Below are 24,266 nucleotides of genomic sequence, written 5' to 3' on the forward strand. Positions count from 1 at the left end.
GTTGCGCCAATGGTAGTGTGGCTCCGGCCATGTGAGAGTAGGTCATCGTCAGCTCTCTATTCTAAGAAGAGTCATCCTTAACCGGGTGGCTCTTTTTTTTTGCCTTTAATTTAGTCATTACCATGTGACCTACGCAGCTATTCCTATTTAAAGGAATAGCTCTTGCGAAGCTAAAATTGGCATGCAATTTTTTAACGGTTCTCAGGTCATCGTCAGCTCCCTATTCCTAAAGCCCCCTTAACTTAATTGTTAAAGGGGTTTTTTTGGGGAAGCTGTTATTGGCTTTGGTTCTAGTAAGCGGCTTTTGACTTAATAACAAGTTTATGCCTCCAAAATGATTTGCCTTATATCATTATAACTGATAATTTTAAATAGTAATATTTATTACAGGTCTATAAAAGGATGTTTTAGGCTTGTAACGTCATAAATGATTTGACGAGGTAAATACTAAGTTTTTCTTTGATCTTTATTCTTACAGTTATCAAAAGGAATTGATAATGAAGTTAGCTCCCCTTTTTTCGATTGGTGCATTAGCTACCGCGAGTCTTTTTGGTTGTTCAAATCAATCTGCGGATAGTACCGATGGTGTATCAGCAAATTCTCAAGAAACCACTGTTCTACGTTTTTCTCATTTTTGGCCTGCAACCTCCTCAATCAGTACAGAAGTTTTTGAGCCATGGGCCAAGCAAATCGAAACTGATTCTGATGGCCGATTAAAAGTTGAGCTATACCCTTCAGCAGGTCTTGCAAAAGCTGACGTGACCTATGAGTCCGCTGCTAAAGGCACCATAGATATTGGCTCACAAGCGCATGGTTATACCAGCGGACGTTTCCCATTAACGCAGATCACTGAGCTTCCAGGTTTGTCTAATTCTGCCACACAGATGGGCTGTATGCTACAAACCCTCTATGATGACGGCACCTTGGCCGGTGAGTATGAAGACTCACATCTCCTCTTTATGTATGGTGCTGGACCTGGCTCTTTGCACACGACCGATAAGCTAATACGCACGCCAGCAGATATGAAGGGCATGCGTATTCGTCGTCCTTCTGCGGTTGCTGGTGATATCATAGAAAGTGCTGGAGCCTCGCCTGTGGGTTTGCCTGCTAATGATATGTATACTTCTTTACAGCGCGGTGTCGTTGATGGTTTGAGCTTTCCGTGGGAAGCTGTGACAGCTTTTAAAATAGACGAAATCACCAAGTATCATACCAATATTCCTTTTTATAGCTCTGCCCTGATGGTCACGATGAATAAGGACAAATACGACGCCCTGCCTGATGATTTAAAACAAGTTCTTGATAACAACTCAGGCATGGCGCTTGCCAAAAAGGTAGGTGAAGTATTTGATAAGCATGACGATATGGCAATAAAAGCGGCCCAAGCTAAAGGTGATGAGATTGTGGAGATTCCAGATCCATTAAATGATCCGGATTGGCGAGGCCCGTTATTAGAAGGCACAAAGAAATATCTCAAAGATGTAAATGCTTTGGGCCTAGATGCAGATAGTGTCTACGAAAAAGCCAAAGCCGCCAGCGCTGCCTGCAAGGTCTAACCTAAAGGAGTCGCCGCATGACCTACTTGGTCAAAATCAGTACCTTCATCTCACGGCTATGTCAGCTCATCGGTGGTATCAGTCTGATCATCATCGTTTTGACCACCATGTTAGATGTTATCGCCCGTTATATCTTCAAGCTCACCGGCGGTGAGTTTGGTTTCACTGTCAAAGGCAGCGTCGAGATTGTTTCTTATTTTATGCTGTTTGCGCTATTAGCTGCCTTTGCCGCTTTTGTCGAACGCTCACAAATCATTGTTGATGTTTTCACCCAAAAGATGCCCAAGTCTATCAAAGGCTATATGATGGGCGTCTTTATGCTGGGGTTCTTTATCATCGGTATCGTCTTTGCTTGGGGGCTGTTTGAGAGCGCTGTTGATGCTATCGAGTTTGGCAAAGTCACCCAGGATTTGCGGGTTTCAATGATGCCCATTTATCTTGTCAGCGCCTTTTTAAGTGCTTTGCTGGCCATTCGATCCTTGATCGAGTCCATCAATATCTTTAAGACAGGCGAGTTTTTTGACGCTGAGGAGACAGGCGCATGAGTCCAGAAATCGTTGGAGCCATTGGCTTAGTTGTCATGATCCTACTCGTCATCTTACGAGTACCCGTTGCCCTTGCTATGCTTGGTGTTGGTCTGGTCGGCTTTGGCGCTGTGACGGCACCGAGTGGCGCTGTACAAATGCTCAAAGACCTCCCCGTAGATGTCTTAGCCAAATATGACTTTAGTGCCATTCCGCTATTTATCTTGATGGGCGTTTTTGCCACTCATTCTGGTATGGCGGGCAAATTGTTTGAAGCAACCCGCACCATCTTTGGCGGTGTTAGGGGCAGTTTGGGAATCGCCGGTATCGGTTCATCGGGTATCTTTGCCTCAATCTCGGGATCATCGTTAGCGACCGCCTCTACCATGACCAAAGTGGCCTTACCGCAAATGGAGAAGTATGGCTATCAGCCAGGCTTTGCCTGCGGCATTTTAGCGGCTGGTGGTACACTTGGGATTATGATTCCGCCCAGTATTGCCTTACTGGTTTATGCCATTTTGACCCAGCAGTCGGTCGGTGACATGTTTATTGCAGGATTTTTGCCGGGTATGCTAGGTATGGTCATGTATTCGATCACTGTCATGATCATGGTGCGCTGGAAACCACACTTGGCGCAGCGCGGTGAGTCTACCTCATGGAAAGCCAAGCTTGTAGCGTTGACAGGACTCATTCCCTTTAGCTTTATCTTCATCGTTATTATCGCTGGTATTTTCTTTGGGTTATTTACTCCAACGGAAGGCGCTGCTGTCGGGGCGTTCGTTTCTTGGGCTTATGCGTTTGCCAAAGGCATGCGTATGAAGGGACTGAAGCAGTCGTTGATTGAAACCTTAGCATTATCTGCAGTGGTGTTTTTCATGCTACTAGGTGCAGAGGCACTGGGCTATTTTATCTCAGTCTCTAGATTGTCATATACCTTAGCGAGCTGGATTGGTACCTTGGCAGTGAGTCCGATGGTGGTGCTGATTTGTATTTTGATCATGTACTTCTTATTAGGGCTGTTTATGGATGCCTTGGCGATGCTGGTCATCACCATTCCGGTGGTGTATCCGATCATTATAGCCTTAGGGTTTGATCCGGTATGGTTTGGTATCATCGCAGTACTGACGGTAGAGCTTGGACTGATTACGCCGCCGATGGGCATGAACATCTTTGTGATTAAGGCGATGGCACCGCATATTAAGCTGTCCGATATGTTTCGAGGGGTGGCGCCGTTTATTGTTTCCGATGTGATTCGCTTGGTGATTTTGGTGGCGTTCCCTGCGATTTCTCTAGTACTGCTAGCATAACCTTTCTCAGATAATAGTCTAAATGGTAACTGTGTTTAAATGGCCATATTGTTTATAAAGCAATATGGCTTTTTTGTTGTAATAGTTGAACGATCACGCTCGCTATCGGTGCTAGCGCCAGTCATAAAAGTGCCATATATCTTCTGATAGCGCCTTGTTACAATAAACTCTACCATGGAGCCTGACAACTGAGAGCCTTTTATTATGGCAGTTGATTTTAGTAATACGTTGATTGTAGCGATCTCTGCAACAGCACTGTTTGATTTAACGGAGTCTGAGAGCTATTTGTCGCAGTTATTAGCGCAGCATCCTGATACGGCCATTAAAGCGTTTCGCGATTATATGACGGAGCGCGAAAACGATCCTTTAAGCATTGGCGCAGGCTATCCCCTGATAAAAGCGCTGCTAAACCTGAACAGATACTGTCAGGCTGACAGTCAAGAAACTGAGCTAGAAGCGCCGCTGGTTGAGGTGGTTATCGTCTCAAAAAGCAGCCCTGATACTGGTATTCAGGTTCTCAATGCCATTCGTGAGCATGGCCTCAATATTTCTCGATCAGCTTTTATCTCAGGTAGCCCGGTGGCGCCTTATATCGATGATTTTAATGTGGACTTGTTTTTGACCACCAATCGCGAGGACGCTCAGCAAGTTGCGGATGCCAATATTTGTGCGTGTGCCATCTTGGATGCGACGCCTGTCAATACTTATGAGCTGGATACTCAGCAGCTGCGTATCGCTTTTGATGGTGATGCGGTGCTTTTTGATGACTCAGGTGAGCTGCTTTATAAGCAAAAAGGGTTACGCGCCTTTCATGACCGTGAAGCCAAAATGCGGGATTTGCCGATAGAGAAGGGGCCGTATGCCGAGCTCTTGATTAAGCTCTCAAACTTGCAAGAGTGTCTGCCAGCAGGGCTTAGCTACTCTCCGATAAAAATCGCTCTGGTAACCGCTCGCAATGCCCCTGCCGATCTGCGGGCCATCAAAACATTGCGAGAGTGGGGCGTCAATGTCGATATGGCGTTTTTTTTGGGTGGACTAGAAAAGACAGCGGTGCTCAGAACCTTTGCGCCGCATATCTTTTTTGATGATTCAATCCAGCATATCGATGCGGCGCGCCGTTTTATCCCAACGGCTTTGGTGCCTTATCATTCAGCCTCGTTGCTGCATGGTGATAGCTATTTGGCCGCTGATAAAGAAAACAGTCTGCTATTTATACCAGTTCCACGTTAACAGACAATGTATAGTTAGCTGAATGTAAAACTGTTATGGATTTAAACGCGCTACTGGTATAAATTTTACTTGCGTGCTGCGTTCCCAGAGGCTGAGCAACCTACGTTTAAAAATAGCATCCCAGTAGCGCTATGACATTTTTAGAGTGTATCGACTATATCTGTTTTATTTAGAATCGACTATAGCATAAAAATTAAATACAAAGCATAGAGTCAAGGGCAGGTCACGATATGAATGGGCAGCAGTTATTTTCTCTCATCATGACACGGGTCAAACAAGTCATCGGACTATATGCTTTTGTGCTGATGCCGATGTGGGGGATGTTTTTTTTAAATGAAACGGTCTTTTTTGGCATCTGGAATGTGTTTGGTATTGTACCGCGCGCCTTAGATGTAGGTAGCATGATTGGGATAGTCGCTTCATGGACAATGCACGGCAACTTTTCTCACTTATTGGGCAATACCATCACGTTGTTGCAGATTTTATTTTTGTTTGGCTTGTTTGAAAAAAACGCCTATCGTACGGTGATTAAGCTGGTGATTGCCTCAGGGCTGGTCACTTGGGTCATTGGTTCGCCGTCTTCTATTCATATCGGCGCATCGGGGCTATGCTTTGCCATGATTGGGTATATGATCGGCGGCGCGGTATTTGCCAGACGTTGGGGCTACCTGCTCGCTTGTATTGTCATGGGTACAGGCTATTGGTTGATTATCAAGCAAGGTTTGATGCCGCAGCAAGGCATTTCATTTGCCGCGCATTTCGGCGGCTTGTGCGCCGGTCTGCTATTGGGTGCCAACTCCAAACATACCTATCAGGTAGGCTCTATACGCTAAACATGCCAGAGACGTTATGGATTACTATCTGTGCAAACACTGATAAATAAAGAATCCGCTTTGGTCAATGGGTGCCATGTGCTGGTTTGCTGCACATGCTCATCAAGCGATAGGATGCTGCCTGCTTTTGGCAATATATAATCTGCACGCGCAGGCGCCGCGCAATCGATGACTTGCGGGATTTTTTGTACGCTTCTACGTCTTTCAAACAAATAAAGAGTGACTAAGTGCATATCGGCATTGTCTACTTGGACACGGGCATTTTTGATATCTGCGGCGATAAAACGCAGTATTTGCGGCTTGACATAAGACCAAGGCCGAAACCAAGTGCGACTCTCTGCTGTTTTGACCACCTCTACGCCCGTGGGTAACTTGCTGACTTGCTGAGAATACCAGTTATATTCTTGATGAATTTGGAAGGTAAAAATGCCAATCGCTGCAAAGAGTGGCACCAGCCACTTTGGCGCGCGTTTGCCCGCCAGTTTACTAAGGTGAGTTATAATCAGTGCCAGTCCAGCCATACCAAACGCTGCGGCCATGGTGGCAATAAACTCAAAAAGCATAAAATCTTCCTTCTTAATCGGTTAGAGCGGTTTGCGTTTTATTTAGGCAAAAACAAATCTGGCAACCATCCAAGACTTATTCTGCACCTAAAGGGATAAAAAAATCACTCACAAGCAGCGCCTGCCTGTGAGTGACACTTTACGTATGATATCTATAATCATTCCAAGAAAAAAAGTGACGTTCAACATTTATCCTTTTAGCGTGGTTTGATTATAGAGCCCACATGGCTCGTACGCCTAGTGGTCGATGGCACCGCCAGCGCCGCGCGGAGAGCGAACACTTTCAACCAGCTCTTGGATGTGCAGCGGTGGCGCTTTTGTCGAATAAGAAACGATAAAGGCGACTGCAAAGTTAATCAGCGCGCCAATGGCCCCAAACGACAGCGGTGAGATACCAAACAACCAGTACTCTGCGGTATCGGGGAAGTTGGCAGTACCACTGATAAAGAACCAGCCTTTAAAGACAAAGATATATACCAAGGTCGTGATAAGGCCGGCGAGCATCCCGCAGATAGCACCTAAGTTATTAATACGCTTAGAGAAAATACCCATCATCAGCGCGGGGAACAAGGAGGCGCCAGCGATACCAAAGGCCAAGGCCACCACCTGTGCGGCAAACCCTGGCGGATTTAGGCCAAGCCACGTTGCCACCACAATCGCAATCGCCATAGAGATTCGAGCAACTTGTAGCTCTCCTTTATCAGTGATGTTTGGGTTGAGGTTTCGTTTGATTAAGTCGTGACTAATGGCAGACGAGATGGCCAGCAACAATCCTGCCGCAGTCGATAGCGCAGCTGCCAAACCACCAGCAGCGATAAGACCGATCACCCAAGGTGGCAGCTGAGCAATCTCTGGATTGGCCAAGACTAAGATATCGTTATTGACATCCAGCTCATTACCCGCCCAACCTGCTTCAGCAAAGCGTCCATCAAGCTCTTGGTCGTGAGCGGCTTGCGCCTTGGCGACTTCTGCTGTAGCAGCGGTGACATCGCCACCATCCGCTTCAGCGGTGTTGAGGGCTACTTGAGCGGCACCAAGTCCACTGTCGTTATACATCTGGATACGACCATCATTGTTTAGATCGTTATACTTGATAAGCCCTGTGTCTTCCCATGTTGCCATCCAGTCTGGACGTTGATCATACTCTAAAGATGCTTCTGCAACCCCTTGTGGATAGACCGTATCAATGAGGTTTAGACGAGCCATCGCACCTACCGCTGGAGCAGTAAAGTACAATAGCGAGATGAATACTAGTGTCCAACCCGCTGTCCAGCGCGCATCAGCGACTTTTGGTACGGTAAAGAAGCGAATGATAACGTGTGGTAGGCCTGCTGTACCAATCATAAGTGATAGCGTAAACAGTACCATGTTAAGCTTGTTTGGCACATCAGCAGTATAAGCAGCAAAACCAAGATCAGTGACTACTTGATCAAGCTTGGTCAAAATAGGCACGCCGGACTCAGCATGCGTAGAAAACAGACCCAAACCTGGAATAGGGTTGCCGGTCAGCTCAAGCGAGATAAAGACAGCCGGAATGGTATAGGCAATCATCAAGACGATGTACTGAGCGACCTGTGTATAGGTAATGCCTTTCATACCGCCTAGTACTGCGTAGAAAAACACGACTACTGCGGCAATGAGAAGACCTGTGTCATTCTCCACTTCCAAAAAGCGAGAGAAAGCAACACCTGCACCAGTCATCTGTCCGATAACATAGGTGGTCGATGCCACAATCAGACAAACCACCGCAATCATCGCTGCTGTCTTGGAATAAAAGCGATCGGATATAAAGTCTGGAACCGTAAACTTACCGAATTTACGTAAGTATGGGGCAAGCAACATAGCGAGTAGTACATAACCGCCTGTCCAGCCCATCAAATAAGTTGAAGCACCATAACCACCAGCAGCAATCAAACCTGCCATGGAGATAAAGGACGCCGCACTCATCCAGTCAGCAGCGGTAGCCATACCGTTTACAACTGGATGCACGCCGCCGCCTGCCACATAGAATTCACTGGTGGTCCCAGCACGTGCCCAAATCGCGATACCGAAGTACAGCGCGAAAGACGCTCCTACAAAAATAATATTAATTATATATTGGCTCATGATCTATTCCTCATCTACGCCATATTGTTTGTCCAACTTATTCATACGCCAAGCGTAGAAAAAAATTAAGACGATAAAAACCCCGATAGAACCTTGCTGGGCAAACCAAAAGCCCAAATCAGTGCCACCGATTTTTATACCTGCCAAAAGAGGACGTAAGAGAATAGCAAAGCCATACGAGCATAATGCCCAAATGATAAGGCTGCCTAAAATGAGACGGACATTGGCACGCCAATAGCCGGATGGATCGTTGTGGTTTTCCATAGGACAACTCCTTTTGTCTTACCTAAAATATCATGGTTGATCTCAGTCTCGTCAGTCTGATAAAGACATCTGACAAGCACGTACTGACGATCAGATAACGCGAGTGCTGATTTAGCATGATGACTATTTGCCAAGATCACTGTATTTAAGAGCGCTATAACAAACAATATTTGAGGAAGAAAGGAGGGGGCAGACCATCCACTGTCTTTGATTACCGTCTCGTCTTCCTGACAAGCGTCTTAAAGTTTTTAGTATGCCAAACAATCATGACAATAAGTGAATATTCAATAAGTCACAATGCCTATAAAATTTAGTCTATCACTTTCAAGTCTGCGTCACTGCAAAAAAATAGGCATAAACCAAAAATCCTGCATAACCATTAGTAATAAAGATCTGATAGGTGGATGACAGTATGTAAAAACCATCACCGCTGGCTTACTTTGTGCAGTAAATTGGTTACTTTTATCATTCTATAGGATAGAAGAAGCCTGTAGTATTTATTTTAAAAATAAATATATTGAACCGATAAGTAAACGTGATGGTTGTGGCGCACCGAATCTCTATAAAATGCACAGCAGATTTGACAACTGAGCATGGTATGCTGGTTTTAATGGCGTTTATTTGATATAAAACGCAAAAAATAAGCAAGTTTTAAAAAGTATTCACGAGGAGTTGATATGAGTGAAGGGGTAGTAGGGTGGTTTAACAGCCTCGTAAATTATGGTGTCAGTATTATCTGGGGGAATAACGATTGGTTGATTGCCAATAACCCTTGGTATGGTCTGCTGATGTTTGTACTGATTGGCGCAGGTCTGTATTTTACTGTCGTGACACGTTTTATTCAGTTTCGCCACTTTGGTCATATGTGGAAGCTACTGCGCGTCTCTAACCAAGGACGCAAAAATGGTGGTATCAGCTCATTTGAAGCATTGATGACGTCGCTGGCGGCGCGTGTGGGTACGGGTAACTTGGCAGGGGTTGCGATTGCGATTTATCTCGGTGGCCCAGGCGCAGTGTTTTGGATGTGGATGACCGCGCTGGTTGGTATGTCGACCAGCTTTATCGAGTCGACGCTCGCCCAAGCATACAAAGTCCCTCACAACGACAATGTGTACCGCGGCGGACCGGCCTACTATATCGAAAAAGGCTTGGGTAAACGCTGGCTTGCGATATTTTTCTCACTGTGTTTGCTCGTGGCCTTTGGTCTTGCTTTCAATGGCGTACAGTCCAACACCATCGCACAAGCGACCAACGAAGCCTTTGGCGTGCCAACATGGATGACAGGCCTTGTATTGGTGGCACTGGTCGCGCCTGTTGTGTTTGGAGGGTTGCGCTCGGTGGCTCGTATCGCGGGCAAAATCGTCCCTATCATGGCGATTTTATATATTTTATTGGCACTGTTTATTATCATCACCAACCTTAGCCAATTCCCAGCTGCCATCGCCTTGATCGTAAAATCAGCTTTCGGATTTGAGCAAGCAGCGGGCGGGGTCATCGGTTATGGTATCGCTCAGGCGATGATCAACGGTATCAAACGCGGATTGTTTTCTAACGAAGCAGGCATGGGGTCGGCGCCCAATGCGGCAGCCACAGCCAAAAGTCATCCTGACCATCCCGCGGTGCAAGGGTTTATGCAAATGCTCGGCGTGTTTATGGATACGCTGGTGATCTGTACCGCAACGGCTGCTATCATCATTTTGTCAGGTGTGGTCGACCCCAGTGTCGAGCAAGAAGGTATTCAGCTGACACAGCTGGCGTTGTCGCAGTACGTGGGTGATTTGGGTATTATCTTTGTCGCCATTGCCATTTTCTTCTTTTCTTTTACTTCCATCATTGCCAACTACAGCTATGGCGAGTCAAACCTTGAGTTTATCTCAGGCGCCAAAAACGCCAAAGTAATGATCATGATATTTCGCTTTATGGTATTGGGAATGGTGTTTATTGGTGCCATCGCCAGCTTGCCTGCGATTTGGAACTTTGCGGATTTATCCATGGGTATGATGGCACTTGTCAACTTGGTGGCTATTTTGCTCTTGTCTCCTGTGGCGCTACGCATACTGCGTGACTACGAGCGTCAAATCAAAGAAGGCAAATCAGGGACACAAATCAAATTTGACCCTGATGATTTTGTCAAATTAAAAGACGAAGTCAACCGTGACGCTTGGACAGATTAAGATGGGTTGTCGCGTCATTTAATTGAGACATTGAATGTATAAGTATTAAAAAACCGCCCTTATAAATTAAGGGCGGTTTTTTATTGCTCAGCGGTGAGCAGATGACTGCTCAAGGCTCTCCAACACCATTACATGTTTGGATAGTTGGGGCCACCGCCGCCTTCTGGTGTGACCCAAGTAATGTTTTGTGATGGATCTTTGATATCACAAGTCTTACAGTGTACGCAGTTTTGCGCGTTGATGACGAATTTTGCGCCTTCGGCATCTTTGACCACTTCATAGACGCCCGCTGGGCAGTACAAACGCGCAGGCTCGGCATAGAGGGGCAGGTTAATCGACACTGGCACCGTTGGGTCAGTGAGCTTAAGATGTGTTGGCTGATCTTCTGCGTGGTTGGTATTAGAGATAAACACTGAAGAGAGTTTATCAAAGATAAGTTTGCCGTCAGGCTTAGGATAAGTAGGCTGATATGCATGAGCTGCACGCTCTAGCTGATGATAGTCATGCGAGTTATCATGAATCGTCAAAGGCATCTTACCGCCAAGCAGGTTTTGGTCGATAAAGTTGAACGCGCCGCCCATCCATTGACCCATACGGTGCATAGCCGGCGAGAAGTTACGTGCCTCATAGTTATCTTGATACAACCAAGACTCTTTGTACATCGTACTATAAGCGACTACTTCATCATGCTGACGGCCGGCTTCTATCGCTTCGAAGATAGCTTCAGCAGCGAGCATACCCGACTTCATAGAAGTATGCGTACCTTTGATTTTGGCTGGGTTTAAGAAACCAGCATCGTCACCGACCAACACGCCGCCTGGGAAAGTGAATTTTGGTAGAGAGTTTAGGCCACCTTTGGTCAGCGCTCGTGCTCCATACGAGATACGCTCGCCGCCTTCTAAGATATTGCGAATAAGTGGATGCAGTTTTAGGCGCTGCATCTCATCGAACGGTGACATATACGGGTTAGAATAAGATAAGTCGATGACCATACCGAAGCTGACTTGATTGTTTTCGGCATGATAGAGCCACCAACCACCAGAAGATCCGGTATCACTCAACGGCCAACCAGAGCCATGCAGTACCACGCCTTCTTCATGCTTAGCAGGATCGATGTCCCAAAGCTCTTTTAGGCCAATACCATAATGCTGTGGGTCAGAGTCATTGTCAAGTCCGAAACGGCTGATCAAACGTTTGCCCAAGTGACCGCGGCTACCTTCAGCAAAGATGGTGTATTTGGCCAGTAGCTCATAGCCTGGCTCAAAGCTTGGCTTGGCCTCACCGTCAGCCGCCACACCCATATCGCCTGTCAAAATACCACGTACTGAGCCGTCATCATTATATAAGATATCGGCGGCAGGGAAGCCTGGGAACATCATCACTTCAAGCTCTTCAGCTTGCTCAGCGAGCCAACGTACGACATTACCTAGTGAGACGATGTAATTACCGTCATTATGCATGAGGGCTGGAACCACTGAATCCATAAGCTTTGTGGCTTTGGTCGCCGAACCAAGCATATAAACGCGATCTTCAATCGCAGGGACATTAAGCGGTGCGCCTTTCTCTTTCCAGTCCGGAATTAGTTCATCTAGGGCGCGCGGCTCAATAACCGCGCCTGATAAGATATGCGCGCCAAACTCAGAGCCTTTTTCGACCACGCAAACCATAAACTCATCGTTACCCGCCTCAATGGCAAGCTGACGCAGACGGATAGCCGCAGACAAACCTGCAGGACCGCCGCCGACGATGATGACATCAAACTCCATAGACTCGCGTTCTATCTCAGGCTCTGCAGCCACGCTTTGTGCTTGCACGTCTTGCTCGACCGTATCTGTCGCTACAGTATCGCCATCAACGACTGGCTTTTGATTGTCTTGCTCTTGCATACCTACTCCTAAACTTATGGTGGCTTATCTCAGGGCATCATTAGCTTAACAATTAAATAATAGACTTGTGGCGCTAACGTCACTCGACATATGGCTGCCCGATAAAAACTGTCTGCGCCGTATCAATAACAATGAGATGGGCTCTTTGCGACAAACCATTTATGCAAAGATATCAACACCTTAAAAAACGCCTCATTGATACAGCACCCACTTAACCATGTAAATAAAAACACGTAAATGAAAAATCGTTACTCATTATAAAAGAAAAGTCCTACAAACACGATACGCATTTGTGAGTATCGATGTTAAGGTAAAATCAAAATAATGAGCTAATTATGATGATTGATTGACGACAAAGATTCATCATACCTGAAACTAAAATTTATAGTCATAATAGATTTGCCAAACTTTGCATACTAGATAGGAAATCATAAGATGGATAGCCATAACAAGCAAGCCAATAAACACCAAAACGATACGCTACAAGCCCCAAACGACGTGCCATCAGACCTAAATAGTATGGACGCATTGAGCCAGTATCTAAAGACCACTGCTGGGGCGCGCGAGGGGCGAGCCATACCGCCCCTAGAGCGCTGGCATCCTGAGCAAGTGACGGATATGGATTTGGTGATCAAGGCAAATGGCGAGTGGTGGCACGAAGGCGGGCAAATGACCAGAGAGTCATTGGTAAGTCTGTTTGCCACGATTTTGTGGAAAGAAGAAAATCAGGGCAAAACAGAATACTTTTTAAAGACGCCTGTACAAAAAATTCGTATTCAAGTTGAAGATGCGCCGTTATTGATCAACGATGTGGGTATCGTTGAGGAAGCAGGCCTGCGCTGGTTGGAGTTTACCACGACCACAGGCGATGTCGTTCGCCTAGATGACGAGCACAAAATCGTCTTAAAGGCGTATAATCCTAATGTACCAGACAAGCATGCCGAGAGTCAGCCTCAGGCCAGCAGCGCTCAAGCCAATAATACACAAAACGCCAAAGACCATCAGCAACAAGCAGCCGAGCAGCAGATACGTCCGTATATGCCCGTCAGACAGGGCTTGATGGCGCTGATCGGCCGCAATACGTTTTATCATTTGGCTGAGATTGGTGAGCTGACAGAGCAAAACGGCGAGACGATATTAACCTTACAAAGTGGTGGGCAATGCTATCAGTTATCGATGCCTTAACATATCAATGTCTTAACGTACCAATTAAATTAGCAATGACTTAAGCTATCAAGGCCTTAAGCTATTGCTAATTTGTAGAATAAACAATAAATAGCAAAGCGTGACAGGATGTGTGTAGCAGTTTGATTGACTACCGACAAGTCACGCAATCAGTAGTATAAAGATACCGATATGACCAAAAAAAACGACAGTACAGCCATGAAGGGTATGAGCAAAAATGAAGCGCTAAACATGGATAGGGCAAATCCTGAGGCTGTGCTAGCCAAACACATGAAGACAGCGGCTATCTGGCAGGCTGCTGCTCATGAGGTGGTAGCTGAGGCAACGACTTATCATGCCGACCCAAACGCACCGATAGGTTTATTTGACTCGGGGGTAGGCGGTCTGTCTGTGTATCTGCATTTGGCCGAGCAGCTGCCTGCTGAGCGCTATGTCTATTATGCCGATACGCTACATGTCCCTTATGGTAATCGCGACAGCACCGATATTGAGAGGCTGACATTAAGAGCGATAGAGTGGCTGTATCAGCAAGGCTGCAAACTTATCGTTATCGCTTGCAACAGTGCCTCTGCCTATGCGCTAGAGACGGCTAGGCGTTGTTATCCGCAGCTGCCTATTGTGGGATTGGTGCCAGCATTAAAACCGGCGGTACTGGCCAGCAATACCCATCACGTGGCGGTGCTGGCGACCAAGGCGACCTTAAATGGTGCGTTACTAAACAAGGTTATCGATGCGTTTGCCCTGCCCAATAATGTAGAAGTGACTAAGTACTTTGACCCTCTACTAGTGCCATGGGTGGAGGCGGGCATGCCAGAGGCGGACGAGACCGCGCGGCGTTTACGTCAGCAGCTCATGGTCTTTGCGCAAGCTGGTATCGATCAGTTGGTCCTTGGGTGCACGCATTATCCGTTTTTTAAGGGTTTCTTGTTGGAGGAAATTGCGCGCCAGCAGTTATCGATACAGGTATTGGACTCAGGACAGGCGATTGCAGAGCGGGTCAAGCAGCTGCTACTGAGCAATCAGCTATTGGCAAGTGCTAATATTAAAGGCAGTGGTAATAACCATATCAATGAATATTGCAATGATGATGGCGAGAATGACAACAACGCTTACCGAGCGATAGCGACAAACCATCAAATATCGCCTAGTATTCGACTGCCGTTGACTTTTTATGCCAGCAAATATGACGATACGTTGGGCGCTTTGATAAAACAATTGGTCGGACAAGAGACCATTTTGCAATACGCTTCTAAATAAGTGCTATCATGGTTTTTCTGATCAGCGGTTTGAGTGTCAGGCGTGCCTATATGACGATGAAACTGCTGTAGTCGAAATAAAATAATTCCATTTCTATAAGTTTATGCTAGTCTGTGCAAAACAAGATATTTGTGCTTTATTTTATCTGCTTGTTACTTATGTCATGACTGAAGCTTAGAGGTGATTGTGCCAAACCGTCGCTATCATATCCACGTCATATGCGCTGATAATGATCAATTGCTGGTATTGGATAACCTAGCGATATTTTTTCAGGCGCGCGCTTTTTTGACTTATGATGTGTCAAGCCAACTGTCAAAGGCATCGTTATATGGGCGCCAATGCATCGATTCCTGCGACTATGCGTTGATGGTAATCGGTGATAGCTATGGCACCGCACAAAAAACCGGCGTCAGCCAAATGCATTTGAGCTATCTAAATGCCAAAGCCAAGCTCAAGCCTTTACTGGTCTTAATCAAAAACCAGCCGCCAGACAGCGCCATCAGCCGCCAGTTACAAGAATTTATCAACGCAGTGACCAAGCAAGACAATCGCATATACTACTATGACAATGCTGATGAAATCGAAAGCCTGCTGGTACAAGCCTATCACACCATCATTGCTGCACATAAAGTCACGGGCGGCTGGATAAAGGCCAGTGACGAGGTCATTGAGTTTAGCAAACAAGCCACTATGCAAAAACCCGCTGAGCGGCTGTCCACCAAAAAAGCCATCAACCAAAACAGCCTGACCCAACATAATCTTGCCTACCCTCATGAGCAGCCCAAAGCCAGCTTTGCAGAAGATAATGTCAGTAACCCCATCGTTTTGACAGAGTCCTTTGATATCTCTTATAGTGCGCAAGCTTATGCAGGGGGTAACCTGACAGATGTGACACGGCCGATGACGCTGACATGGCAAGAGGTACTGAGCGCCTTATCAAAAATTCCCTCGACGTTCTCTAGCTATGGTTTACAAACCGCCATCAACCGACTGATAGCATCAAAAGCTGAAGCAGACGTCAAGCAAGACATGCCAAATGTCCACGCGGTTGCGCGCTGTCAGATATCACAAGACGACTTAAACGTCTTGCAGCGTCAGCTGGTCAGTGCCAATTGGATACAGCTGACCACCTATGGCACACGGGTATCGCAGGAGCTATGGAAGCTGACTTTTTATGCAAAAAACTTGTTAAACAACACCTCATCTCAGTCTTAATCTGCTTTTTTTAAATTTTTCTCTTCTTTATTGGTTTACTTTTCTCAGTAGTCCTCCAGTAGTAGCTGTCTCGAGCAGATATACCGCAAGCATCTGCGCGCGCGACTACGTTTTGTAATACAAAGCATACGTGGCAGAGGTTGTGAATCTGAGCAGGACTGGTGATAATAAGAATCATGATTCAGCGCACGTTCAGTCGACAGCCGAGTGCCATGAACGAAATGACTAAAGAACAAAATCACTAAAACGATAACACATCATACAATAGCGCTGAGATACGTATCATTGACGATCACTGAATAATTAAGGAGAGTAGACATGAGCAACTCTAAATATGATGAGCGCAACCATGAAATCGACGGCTTAGAAAAAGCCATGCATGATGCCGATCAGTTTCGCACCCTAGAAGAGCAAGTTGCCGACATGAAGCGCCGCGGCATCGACCCTAGCCAAGCCTACAAAGACTTGGATAGAAAAGAAGAAGATGCGGATTGGGGTGATGAGACATGGAAAGAAAATGGCAAATGGGAGCCAAAAACCCCTGCTGACCTAGACGACAAGGCACGGGAAAACTGGGATGGCGACAATGGTAAGCCCAATCCGCCGCCTATCGTATAACACCGCGTCACTATGATCAAAGGATCAAAACGTAGGTTTGTCAAAAAGCCAAAGCTAGAAACTGATTTGTTAAATGTATCGTCCTAAAGGTCTCGTCTTAAAATACATAGAAAGGCCACGCTAGCTATAGCGTGGCCTTTTTGCTATCAGAGAGAGCGATAAAACCTAGCGGTTATGAGCCTTCATCAATTCGTACCAGCTTGATAGTACCGTCGCTGCCGATCACGCGGCGATAGCGCGGGTTGCTAGACGTAGAGGGCTGCGTCGACTGAGAGTAAGCGCTTGGCGCGGTGGTCTGCTGCTGGATCAATTGCCCCATACGATCGGCGGGTGCTGGGTTTAGGGGTTGGCTATTGGTGGGCTGAGAGTATGAGTGACCATACGAACGCGGGCTTGGGGCCGCACTGCCAACGATAGTACGATAAAATTTTTGCCCTGCACGGCCATCAGCTGGGAAGATACCGTGACTGGTTTGGTATTGCTGAATCGCCGTACGAGTGTTGTCACCGATGATGCCGTCGACGCCGCCAATATCATAGCCAGCATCGAGCAGTGCTTGCTGGATGTCTTTGGCTTGTTGGCGGCTGATACCTGGGTCATCTGTGGGCCACGCAGTGATAAAATCTGTCTTGCTGCTGTCTTCGCGCGTGATCAGATCTGACAAGTGCGCGATGGCCAATGCGTAGTTTTCTGACGCGTTATACGAGTAAAAGGTGTCAAAGTTTTTACCAACCAAAAACGCCGGCCCTTCTATACCAGCTGGTAATAGCAGTCCTGCACTACTCAAATCATAGGGCAGCGGGCTACCATTTGCCAATGTCAGACCTTGGCTGCGCCAGTGACTCATGGATTTCTTGTTTTTACGGTTGGACGCCGCCCAGTAGCCATCAGGGAGTTTGACTTCATAACCCCACGGCTCCCCTGTACGATAGCCACGGTTGTCCAGAAAGTTGGCGGTAGAGGCTAGTGCATCAGGGACGCTATTGACGAGGTCGCGGCGACCATCGCCATCAAAGTCGACGGCCAGCTCCAAAAAGGTGCTCGGCATAAACTGCGTTTGCCCAAAGGCGCCAGCCCACGAGCCTGTCATGTCGTTTGGTGCGATATCACCGCGTTGGACGATTTTGAGCGCGTTGGCAAACTCCCCCTGAAAGTAGCTTTGGCGACGATCAAAGCAGGAGAGAGTCGCTAAGGATTCAAATAGCGGTTTTTTACCCAGTGTCTGACCAAAGTTGGACTCCACGCCCCAGACGCCAAGGACGTGCTCGGCTTTTACGCCATAGCGCGATTCGATTTGGCGCAGCGTATCACGCCATTGGTGCTTGGCACGAATACCATCTTCGACGCGCTCTTTGTCCACCAGCGCCGATAGATAATCCCAGACATCTTTTTGAAACTCGGGCTGATAGTTAAGCGACTGAATAACGCTAGGGTCAGGCTGAGCTGGGCGATAGTTGTTGAAGGTAAAGCTGTCTACGCCGCGAAACTTACTAGAGCCTTTTAACCTATCTAGACACTGCTGAAACTCGCTATTGGACAAGTCTGGCGCTGGTGGTTTGGCCGCTTGGGCAGTGCTGGCAAAGCTCAGACCGATAGCCGCAACCAGCATGGATAAGGTCGAAAGAGGAGTCAAACGCATGAAAACATCCTATAAACGTCAAAATTATTATGAGAAATGGTGATGGGACGTGATGATAAGTAATGGTTATAAATAAGAGCGATCAATAAAACAGCATAAAGTGCAAAATCGTCATATTTACTTAGAGTAACCAATCTGCATAATAAAGAAAAGCTGTCGCAGCACCCTGTTACTATAAATTGACGTAGGCGTGAGGTTGCAAGCGGTTTTTGCTGCGTGCCAAGCTTCTAAAGGATGTCGCTACGACTCTAAAATCTTATCCAGCTCTTTGATAAAACGACGAATACGCTCAGCATTTTTGCCCAAATCGCTGCCACCAATTCGTGATTTACTACGGATATCGACCAGCCGCTTGCTACCTGCATCGGCGACACGTATCACCACATCGTCCTGAAAACCAACCCAAGGCGTCGTATCTGTCGCCTCCACAATACCGGTGTCTGCGTCTATCACCACCAGCTCCTTTATCTTGATCGTAAATAAGCGTGAGTAATAACTGCGGCGCATAGCGTGATGGTACGTCCTGCCAGCTGACCTTTAGCCGAATGATGCACCCGTGATGGCGCGTCAGTTAATTGACCATATATTCGCTAAACTCTTTTCGCAGTTTGGCAAGTTTGGGCGGGATGGCAAAGTTGCAGTAGGCTTGGCCTGGGTTTCTATTAAAAAAGTCTTGGTGCGACTCTTCAGCCTTATAGAACGTCATAGCAGGATGGACTTCTGTGACGACGTTGACGCCCATATCGCGCAGTTTATTGATGGTGCGATCGACGGTTGGTTTTTGCTCATCGTCTGTATAGAAAACCACGCTACGATATTGACTGCCGACATCATTGCCTTGACGATCTTTGGTTGTGGGGTCGTGAGTGGCAAAAAACACATCAAGTATCACCTCCAGAGGGACAACAGTGTCATCAAAATCGACTTTGATAACCTCTACATGACCTGTGGTGCCGCTACAGACGGCCTCATAGTTGGCCGATACCGCGTCGCCGCCCATATAGCCTGAGGTCACGGACGCTACGCCCTTTACGGACAAAAAGACTGATTCGGTGCACCAAAAGCAGCCACCGCCTAAGATAATGGTTTGCATAATTTTTCCTATTATTATAAAGAGATGATCAGGTTATATAATCACTTCATTCTAAAAGTGACATAGCGCTACTGGTGTAAATGTTGGTCGCAGACGGTCATTTTTCAACTTTCAACGACCTGCTTAAAGACTCTATCAACTCAATGACACGGTTGGTTTAACGACTGCTTCAATCATCAATTGATTGTCCTTAGCGTGACCTATTTAGCTTAGCAGGGCATCGGATGGCGATAAGTAACAAACAGTAATGTTATAATGGGCTTTTGCTATTATCAAAACGAGTCGCCCCATGAGCCAATCCAATCCTGCCACTATCAAGCATGACACTTTATTTACCACACCTCTCGATAAAGCGGCGCGCTTTTCTTTTGATGAGCAGGTGGTGGCGTGTTTTCCAGATATGATTCGCCGTAGTGTACCAGGTTATGGTCAAGTGCTGGCGATGTTGCCTATCTTTGCTCGGCGTCATTGCAAGTACCGTCAGCAAGGTGATGATGGCCGCCGTGTCAGCCGTGTGTATGATTTGGGCTGCTCACTTGGTGCAGCTAGCATGGCGCTGGCTGGGGAATTTGCGCCGCAGGATTTACAGATTAAAGCGATAGATATCTCGCCTGCGATGACCACAAAAGCGGCAACTGTGCTCAATGATAACTATCCTGAGCACGATATCGAAGTCGTCACCGCCGATATCCGCGATGTGACACTTGAGCCATGCGATATGGTGATTTTAAATTTAACGCTACAGTTTTTGCCAGCTGCCGATAGAGTGGCGGTGTTAGAGAATATCTATAATGCACTGAGCGAGGGCGGTATATTGGTGTTGACTGAAAAAACTCATGCGTTTGATGAGCAGTATGATGCGTGGCTGGTTGAGCGCTATTATGACTTTAAGCGCGCTAATGGCTATACCGAGATGGAAATCAGCGGCAAGCGTAATGCGCTAGAAAACGTCCTTATCACCGATACCTTAGACGGGCACCATCAGCGTTTGGATGAGGTGGGTTTTGCACGGCATTTGACGTGGTTTCAGTTTTTGAACTTTGTCTCGATTGTGGCGTTTAAATAGCCTTTCTTTGAGGACGCAAATTTTAACCTTACTTTTTGATCCACATGGTAATTCGCTTTTATGCTTAATGACACTATCTTGCGCGCCGAGCGTGAGCTGTATTTGACCTTGCTAACACTTGCGCAGCAGCAGCCGACGGCTTATGAGTGGCTGACCCAGTTGCCAACATGGCTGGGTGCTATCAAAGACAAAGCCAACTATGCGCACGCGCCAGCTTATCAGGCGTCGGTGGCGCGTTTGCCAGAATTGGTCGTCGATGCTGTCCATCTAGACACTGATGTATTGACCATTGAGGCAAATCTGAGTGATTCGCAGCGCAAGCAAACAACGGCGCTGTTAAAGCAGCTGATGCCGTGGCGCAAGGGGCCGTTTCAGATCGGTGGTCAAATCGGCGATGATGCGTCAGGTATCAAGATTGATACCGAGTGGCACAGTGACTGGAAATGGCAGCGAGTTGCGCCGCACTTGGGCACCTTAAAAGGACGGCGCGTGCTCGATGTCGGCGGCGGCTCTGGGTATCATGGCTGGCGTATGGCAGGGGCTGGCGCGGAGACGGTCATTATCATCGATCCCTCTTGCTTGTTTTATCATCAGTTTATGGCGATTCGGCATTTTGTCGGCGCGGCTGATAGTTATAAAACGCATTATATCCCCGTCCCACTCGAAGCCTTACCTGAGCATAGTCAGCTATTTGATACGGTGTTTAGTATGGGGGTGCTCTATCATCGTCAGTCACCCTTTGAGCATTTGCAACAGCTAAAGGGGCAGCTGGTCAAAGGCGGCGAGCTGGTGCTTGAGACGTTGGTAATTGAAGGCGATGCCAATACTGTACTGGTGCCGCATGACCGCTATGCGCAGATGAATAATGTGTACTTTTTACCCTCTGTTGCAGCGTTAATCGGCTGGCTTGAAAAAGCAGGGTTTACAGACGTGCGCTGCGTCGATGTGGCCACGACTTCGACCAATGAGCAGCGCCAAACCGAATGGATGACATATCACTCTTTAGCAGATTTTTTAGATCCTAATGACCGAACAAAAACTGTAGAAGGCTATCCTGCCCCGATGCGCGCGACCATCATTGCCAAAAAATAGCACAGTAAAACAGTGCAGTGTTTGGTCGCTGTTTAGCCGCTTTGAACCCATTTGGATGACTGTCGGTTGAATGAAGGACCCTAGAGCATTGGTTAGATCAACCATCTCTCAAAGGCGACCTCTAGTAAGAGCTTGAGTAAAAAGCCCACAAACCCAGCACCCAGTGCCAAAAAGATCCAAAACGTCCCAGCGCGTCCAGCCTCAGATTTTTTAGAGATGTCCCACATAATAAAAAACAAAAAGGCGATAAATATTGGTAGTAAGACGTACAACCCCCAGCTGGTGATGGTACTAGCGGCAATAGCAAACATAAGATAGTCCTATAAAGTGGTAACGCGTTGTCTGATTGTCTTTATTATTTTATCGTCTGGATAATGGCAGGCGACTCGGCTGCAATGGGGCATATTGCCTCACTACAGCAAGACAAACCGTCATTATAGCGTGGAATGTACTGGGTATAAACTACCGCAAAGCCTTGGACAACAGTAACGCTACAATCATAATGCTCGGTGTTGTGGCACGCTTAGCGCGGCGCGCGCCGTCTTTATCAGATAGCCAACACTGAGGGGCAAATTGGGCTTAAAGTGTTGTATTTTGACACTAATTTTATCGTAAATAGTGCAATACAGCACAAAGATTGTTATATTTATAGGTTACTTGTTTTTTAGTACTAATGTCTCTTTTGCATAGACTGTCGCTACTATAATAATCCCATATCGACTGCTCGCATTCGTCATGTTTCATACCGTTTTTGTTGTTTATTTAACTGAGTTTATACCCTATGTCACAAGCCCAAATCGATACCTTAACCGCATTATTTGACCAAGCTGTTCAAACCTTACAGGCGCAAGACATCTTGCCTGCTGATTGGAAAAACAATAGCCAGATCACCCGTACCAAGGATTTGAGCCATGGTGATTTTGCCAGTAACATCGCGCTGACGGCAGCCAAAGCAGCCAAGAGCAATCCGCGTATGCTGGCCGAAAAAATCGTCGCCGCGTTGCCTGATAATCAAGACATTCGCCAAGTCGAAATCGCCGGCCCTGGTTTTATCAATGTGTTTTTGAACAGCGATGCCAAGTTTGCAGTATTAGCAGATATCTTTGAGCTACAAGACCGTTTTGGTCTAAGCGAGCAATTTGCCGGGCAAAAAATCCAAGTCGAGTTTGTCTCTGCCAACCCAACCTCAAGCCTGCATGTCGGTCACGGCCGCGGCGCAGCGTTCGGTATGAGTGTCGCCAATTTGCTAGAGGCAGTGGGGTATGATGTCACGCGTGAATACTACGTCAATGATGCCGGTCGCCAAATGGATATTTTAGCAACCAGCACCTACTTGCGTTATTTGCAGATCAACGGCGAGCAGGTGACCTTTCCGGTCAATGGCTATCAAGGTGAGTATGTCCGAGATATCGCACAGACTCTAAAGGTGCAGCATGGTGACAGCTACGTTCATCCTTTCGCTGACGTCGCCAAAGACGTACCAGCAGATGCTATCTTTGATACCAATGCCGATGGCGAAAAAACACTGGTATCAGGCGACAAAGAAGCTCATATCGATGGCTTGATTGCCAATAGTAAATCCTTGCTAGGCGAGGGTTATGAGCTGTTTTTAGACGCTGCGCTGAGCAGTATCTTGGCGGATATCAAAGATGATTTAAATGACTTTGGGGTGCGTTATGAGTGCTGGTTTAGCGAGCGCTCAATCGATAGCGAGATCGAGCCTGTCTTACAGATACTAGACGACAAAGGCTATCTGTATGAAAAAGATGGCAATATTTGGTTTAAATCGACCGATTTTGGTGACGAAAAAGACCGCGTGGTACGCCGCGCCAATGGGCAAACGACGTACTTTGCCTCTGATATTGCTTATCACAAAAACAAGTTTGACCGCGGCTTTGATAAAGTCATCAACGTCTGGGGCGCAGACCACCATGGTTATGTCCCGCGGGTAAAAGCGGCGCTGACTGCGCTTGGCATCGATGAGGCGCGCCTCGATGTGGTATTGGTACAGTTTGTGGCCTTATGGCGCGGTAGTGAAAAAGTACAAATGTCGTCACGCTCAGGCAAGTTTGTCACCTTGCGCGAGCTGCGCTCTGAGGTGGGTAACGATGCGGCGCGTTTTTATTATGTGGCGCGTAAGCCTGAAGTGCATGTGGACTTTGATCTGGAGCTGGCCAAGTCGCAAAGTAAAGACAACCAAGTTTATTATATCCAGTACGCGCATGCGCGTGTCTGCCGCGTGTTAGAGAAGCTTGAAAACAGTGGCTTCGTGGTAGATGATGCCATCGGTCAAGCGCAGCAAACGAGGCTAAGCGCTCCTAATGAAGATGAACTGATCAAGCTGCTAGCAGGCTATCCTGCGACCTTGGCGCGCGCGGCAACCGGCTACGAGCCGCACGTCTTGACCAATTATCTAAAAGAGCTGGCCGCGCTGTTTCATGGCTGGTACGACAGCAACCGCATCTTGCCGGTGAGCTTGACATCAGGTGAGACACCGAGCACTGATGAGATGGCATTGATGCAGGCGCGTCTACGGTTGTCAAAAGCGGTGCGTCAAGTATTGTCCAACGGACTTAATTTATTAGGGTTGTCTGCCCCGTCTAGCATGTAGGATAAAGAGACGGCCGATAAGCGTAATTTAATGATAGTTAGATTCAG

21 protein-coding genes are annotated in these 24,266 nt (G+C 47.0%); 13 read left to right on the forward strand and 8 right to left on the reverse strand.

Going from position 1 to position 24,266, the window contains the following annotated elements; all coding sequences use genetic code 11:
* Positions 1 to 497 precede the first annotated feature (497 nt).
* From JFC05_RS07430 to JFC05_RS07450, 5 genes are all read left to right on the forward strand, one after another.
* Positions 498 to 1,556 (forward strand): TRAP transporter substrate-binding protein, encoded by a 1,059-nt coding sequence (locus JFC05_RS07430; protein ID WP_198336411.1) that lies wholly within the window; start codon positions 498 to 500, stop codon positions 1,554 to 1,556.
* A 17-nt stretch (positions 1,557 to 1,573) separates the two neighbouring features.
* Complete coding sequence (locus JFC05_RS07435; protein ID WP_192993284.1) at positions 1,574 to 2,101, forward strand: TRAP transporter small permease; 528 nt, start codon at positions 1,574 to 1,576, stop codon at positions 2,099 to 2,101.
* Complete coding sequence (locus JFC05_RS07440) at positions 2,098 to 3,387, forward strand: TRAP transporter large permease (protein ID WP_198336412.1); 1,290 nt, start codon at positions 2,098 to 2,100, stop codon at positions 3,385 to 3,387. The genes JFC05_RS07435 and JFC05_RS07440 overlap by 4 nt, the downstream gene beginning before the upstream one ends.
* A gap of 204 nt (positions 3,388 to 3,591) precedes the next feature.
* A complete protein-coding gene (locus JFC05_RS07445) occupies positions 3,592 to 4,617 on the forward strand; it encodes a 5'-nucleotidase (protein ID WP_198336413.1) in 1,026 nt (341 codons plus the stop codon).
* Positions 4,618 to 4,847: 230 nt separating this feature from the next.
* Positions 4,848 to 5,450 carry a rhomboid family intramembrane serine protease gene (locus tag JFC05_RS07450; protein WP_198336414.1) on the forward strand — a complete coding sequence of 201 codons (603 nt, stop codon included), beginning with the start codon at positions 4,848 to 4,850 and terminating at the stop codon, positions 5,448 to 5,450.
* Between the two features lie 14 nt (positions 5,451 to 5,464).
* On the opposite strand, the gene JFC05_RS07455 is transcribed toward JFC05_RS07450, so the two are convergent.
* The 3 genes from JFC05_RS07455 to JFC05_RS07465 all read right to left on the reverse strand — a co-directional run bounded on the left by JFC05_RS07455 (position 5,465) and on the right by JFC05_RS07465 (position 8,383).
* Entirely contained in the window at positions 5,465 to 6,013 is a 549-nt protein-coding gene (locus JFC05_RS07455) for a hypothetical protein (RefSeq protein ID WP_198336415.1), read from the reverse strand.
* A gap of 237 nt (positions 6,014 to 6,250) precedes the next feature.
* Positions 6,251 to 8,119: a sodium:solute symporter family protein gene (locus tag JFC05_RS07460; RefSeq protein WP_198336416.1), complete on the reverse strand. Its 1,869-nt coding sequence runs from the start codon at positions 8,117 to 8,119 to the stop codon at positions 6,251 to 6,253.
* 3 nt (positions 8,120 to 8,122) lie between these two features.
* Positions 8,123 to 8,383: a DUF4212 domain-containing protein gene (locus JFC05_RS07465; RefSeq protein WP_100748990.1), complete on the reverse strand. Its 261-nt coding sequence runs from the start codon at positions 8,381 to 8,383 to the stop codon at positions 8,123 to 8,125.
* A gap of 677 nt (positions 8,384 to 9,060) precedes the next feature.
* Here JFC05_RS07465 and JFC05_RS07470 point away from each other — a divergent pair.
* A complete protein-coding gene (locus JFC05_RS07470; protein WP_198336417.1) occupies positions 9,061 to 10,557 on the forward strand; it encodes an alanine/glycine:cation symporter family protein in 1,497 nt (498 codons plus the stop codon).
* 128 nt (positions 10,558 to 10,685) lie between these two features.
* Here the strand turns inward: JFC05_RS07470 and JFC05_RS07475 are convergent, their stop codons facing one another.
* Positions 10,686 to 12,323: an electron transfer flavoprotein-ubiquinone oxidoreductase gene (locus tag JFC05_RS07475; RefSeq protein WP_227697467.1), complete on the reverse strand. Its 1,638-nt coding sequence runs from the start codon at positions 12,321 to 12,323 to the stop codon at positions 10,686 to 10,688.
* A gap of 555 nt (positions 12,324 to 12,878) precedes the next feature.
* Between JFC05_RS07475 and JFC05_RS07480 the strand changes: the two genes are divergently transcribed.
* From JFC05_RS07480 to JFC05_RS07495, 4 genes are all read left to right on the forward strand, one after another.
* Complete coding sequence (locus JFC05_RS07480; RefSeq protein WP_198336419.1) at positions 12,879 to 13,628, forward strand: DUF1285 domain-containing protein; 750 nt, start codon at positions 12,879 to 12,881, stop codon at positions 13,626 to 13,628.
* A gap of 270 nt (positions 13,629 to 13,898) precedes the next feature.
* Entirely contained in the window at positions 13,899 to 14,885 is a 987-nt protein-coding gene (gene murI, locus JFC05_RS07485; protein WP_420850564.1) for a glutamate racemase, read from the forward strand.
* Between the two features lie 186 nt (positions 14,886 to 15,071).
* Positions 15,072 to 16,100 carry a DUF4062 domain-containing protein gene (locus tag JFC05_RS07490; RefSeq protein WP_198336420.1) on the forward strand — a complete coding sequence of 343 codons (1,029 nt, stop codon included), beginning with the start codon at positions 15,072 to 15,074 and terminating at the stop codon, positions 16,098 to 16,100.
* Positions 16,101 to 16,418: 318 nt separating this feature from the next.
* A complete protein-coding gene (locus tag JFC05_RS07495) occupies positions 16,419 to 16,718 on the forward strand; it encodes a hypothetical protein (RefSeq protein ID WP_075102515.1) in 300 nt (99 codons plus the stop codon).
* A gap of 172 nt (positions 16,719 to 16,890) precedes the next feature.
* Here the strand turns inward: JFC05_RS07495 and JFC05_RS07500 are convergent, their stop codons facing one another.
* From JFC05_RS07500 to msrA, 3 genes are all read right to left on the reverse strand, one after another.
* A complete protein-coding gene (locus JFC05_RS07500) occupies positions 16,891 to 18,357 on the reverse strand; it encodes a lytic murein transglycosylase (protein ID WP_198336421.1) in 1,467 nt (488 codons plus the stop codon).
* A 240-nt stretch (positions 18,358 to 18,597) separates the two neighbouring features.
* Complete coding sequence (locus JFC05_RS07505; protein WP_198336422.1) at positions 18,598 to 18,864, reverse strand: DUF1499 domain-containing protein; 267 nt, start codon at positions 18,862 to 18,864, stop codon at positions 18,598 to 18,600.
* Positions 18,865 to 18,928: 64 nt separating this feature from the next.
* Positions 18,929 to 19,450, reverse strand: a complete 522-nt coding sequence (gene msrA, locus JFC05_RS07510) for a peptide-methionine (S)-S-oxide reductase MsrA (RefSeq protein WP_075102518.1) — start codon at positions 19,448 to 19,450, stop codon at positions 18,929 to 18,931.
* 289 nt (positions 19,451 to 19,739) lie between these two features.
* On the opposite strand from msrA, the gene cmoA reads away from it, so the two are divergent.
* Positions 19,740 to 20,516, forward strand: a complete 777-nt coding sequence (gene cmoA / locus JFC05_RS07515) for a carboxy-S-adenosyl-L-methionine synthase CmoA (protein ID WP_198336423.1) — start codon at positions 19,740 to 19,742, stop codon at positions 20,514 to 20,516.
* A gap of 60 nt (positions 20,517 to 20,576) precedes the next feature.
* Positions 20,577 to 21,608 (forward strand): tRNA 5-methoxyuridine(34)/uridine 5-oxyacetic acid(34) synthase CmoB, encoded by a 1,032-nt coding sequence (gene cmoB, locus JFC05_RS07520; protein WP_198336424.1) that lies wholly within the window; start codon positions 20,577 to 20,579, stop codon positions 21,606 to 21,608.
* A 92-nt stretch (positions 21,609 to 21,700) separates the two neighbouring features.
* On the opposite strand, the gene JFC05_RS07525 is transcribed toward cmoB, so the two are convergent.
* Positions 21,701 to 21,919, reverse strand: coding sequence for a DUF2788 domain-containing protein (locus JFC05_RS07525; protein ID WP_075102521.1), 219 nt, complete (start codon positions 21,917 to 21,919; stop codon positions 21,701 to 21,703).
* 470 nt (positions 21,920 to 22,389) lie between these two features.
* On the opposite strand from JFC05_RS07525, the gene argS reads away from it, so the two are divergent.
* The gene (argS, locus tag JFC05_RS07530) at positions 22,390 to 24,219 is read left to right on the forward strand and encodes an arginine--tRNA ligase (protein WP_192993311.1); all 1,830 of its coding nucleotides are present in this window, start codon (positions 22,390 to 22,392) and stop codon (positions 24,217 to 24,219) included.
* Positions 24,220 to 24,266 lie beyond the last annotated feature (47 nt).

The sequence above is a fragment of the Psychrobacter celer genome (assembly GCF_016107555.1).
In the GTDB taxonomy this organism is placed as follows: Bacteria; Pseudomonadota; Gammaproteobacteria; order Pseudomonadales; family Moraxellaceae; genus Psychrobacter; species Psychrobacter celer.

Bases quoted from the DNA above. Each gene is read 5' to 3' on its own strand.
- JFC05_RS07430 (WP_198336411.1), top strand. From the start codon at position 498: ATGAAGTTAGCTCCCCTTTTTTCGATTGGTGCATTAGCTACCGCGAGT.
- JFC05_RS07435 (WP_192993284.1), top strand. From the start codon at position 1,574: ATGACCTACTTGGTCAAAATCAGTACCTTCATCTCACGGCTATGTCAG.
- JFC05_RS07440 (WP_198336412.1), top strand. From the start codon at position 2,098: ATGAGTCCAGAAATCGTTGGAGCCATTGGCTTAGTTGTCATGATCCTA.
- JFC05_RS07445 (WP_198336413.1), top strand. From the start codon at position 3,592: ATGGCAGTTGATTTTAGTAATACGTTGATTGTAGCGATCTCTGCAACA.
- JFC05_RS07450 (WP_198336414.1), top strand. From the start codon at position 4,848: ATGAATGGGCAGCAGTTATTTTCTCTCATCATGACACGGGTCAAACAA.
- JFC05_RS07455 (WP_198336415.1), bottom strand. From the start codon at position 6,013: ATGCTTTTTGAGTTTATTGCCACCATGGCCGCAGCGTTTGGTATGGCT.
- JFC05_RS07460 (WP_198336416.1), bottom strand. From the start codon at position 8,119: ATGAGCCAATATATAATTAATATTATTTTTGTAGGAGCGTCTTTCGCG.
- JFC05_RS07465 (WP_100748990.1), bottom strand. From the start codon at position 8,383: ATGGAAAACCACAACGATCCATCCGGCTATTGGCGTGCCAATGTCCGT.
- JFC05_RS07470 (WP_198336417.1), top strand. From the start codon at position 9,061: ATGAGTGAAGGGGTAGTAGGGTGGTTTAACAGCCTCGTAAATTATGGT.
- JFC05_RS07475 (WP_227697467.1), bottom strand. From the start codon at position 12,323: ATGGAGTTTGATGTCATCATCGTCGGCGGCGGTCCTGCAGGTTTGTCT.
- JFC05_RS07480 (WP_198336419.1), top strand. From the start codon at position 12,879: ATGGATAGCCATAACAAGCAAGCCAATAAACACCAAAACGATACGCTA.
- murI (WP_420850564.1), top strand. From the start codon at position 13,899: ATGAAGACAGCGGCTATCTGGCAGGCTGCTGCTCATGAGGTGGTAGCT.
- JFC05_RS07495 (WP_075102515.1), top strand. From the start codon at position 16,419: ATGAGCAACTCTAAATATGATGAGCGCAACCATGAAATCGACGGCTTA.
- JFC05_RS07500 (WP_198336421.1), bottom strand. From the start codon at position 18,357: ATGCGTTTGACTCCTCTTTCGACCTTATCCATGCTGGTTGCGGCTATC.
- JFC05_RS07505 (WP_198336422.1), bottom strand. From the start codon at position 18,864: ATGCGCCGCAGTTATTACTCACGCTTATTTACGATCAAGATAAAGGAG.
- msrA (WP_075102518.1), bottom strand. From the start codon at position 19,450: ATGCAAACCATTATCTTAGGCGGTGGCTGCTTTTGGTGCACCGAATCA.
- cmoA (WP_198336423.1), top strand. From the start codon at position 19,740: ATGAGCCAATCCAATCCTGCCACTATCAAGCATGACACTTTATTTACC.
- cmoB (WP_198336424.1), top strand. From the start codon at position 20,577: ATGCTTAATGACACTATCTTGCGCGCCGAGCGTGAGCTGTATTTGACC.
- JFC05_RS07525 (WP_075102521.1), bottom strand. From the start codon at position 21,919: ATGTTTGCTATTGCCGCTAGTACCATCACCAGCTGGGGGTTGTACGTC.
- argS (WP_192993311.1), top strand. From the start codon at position 22,390: ATGTCACAAGCCCAAATCGATACCTTAACCGCATTATTTGACCAAGCT.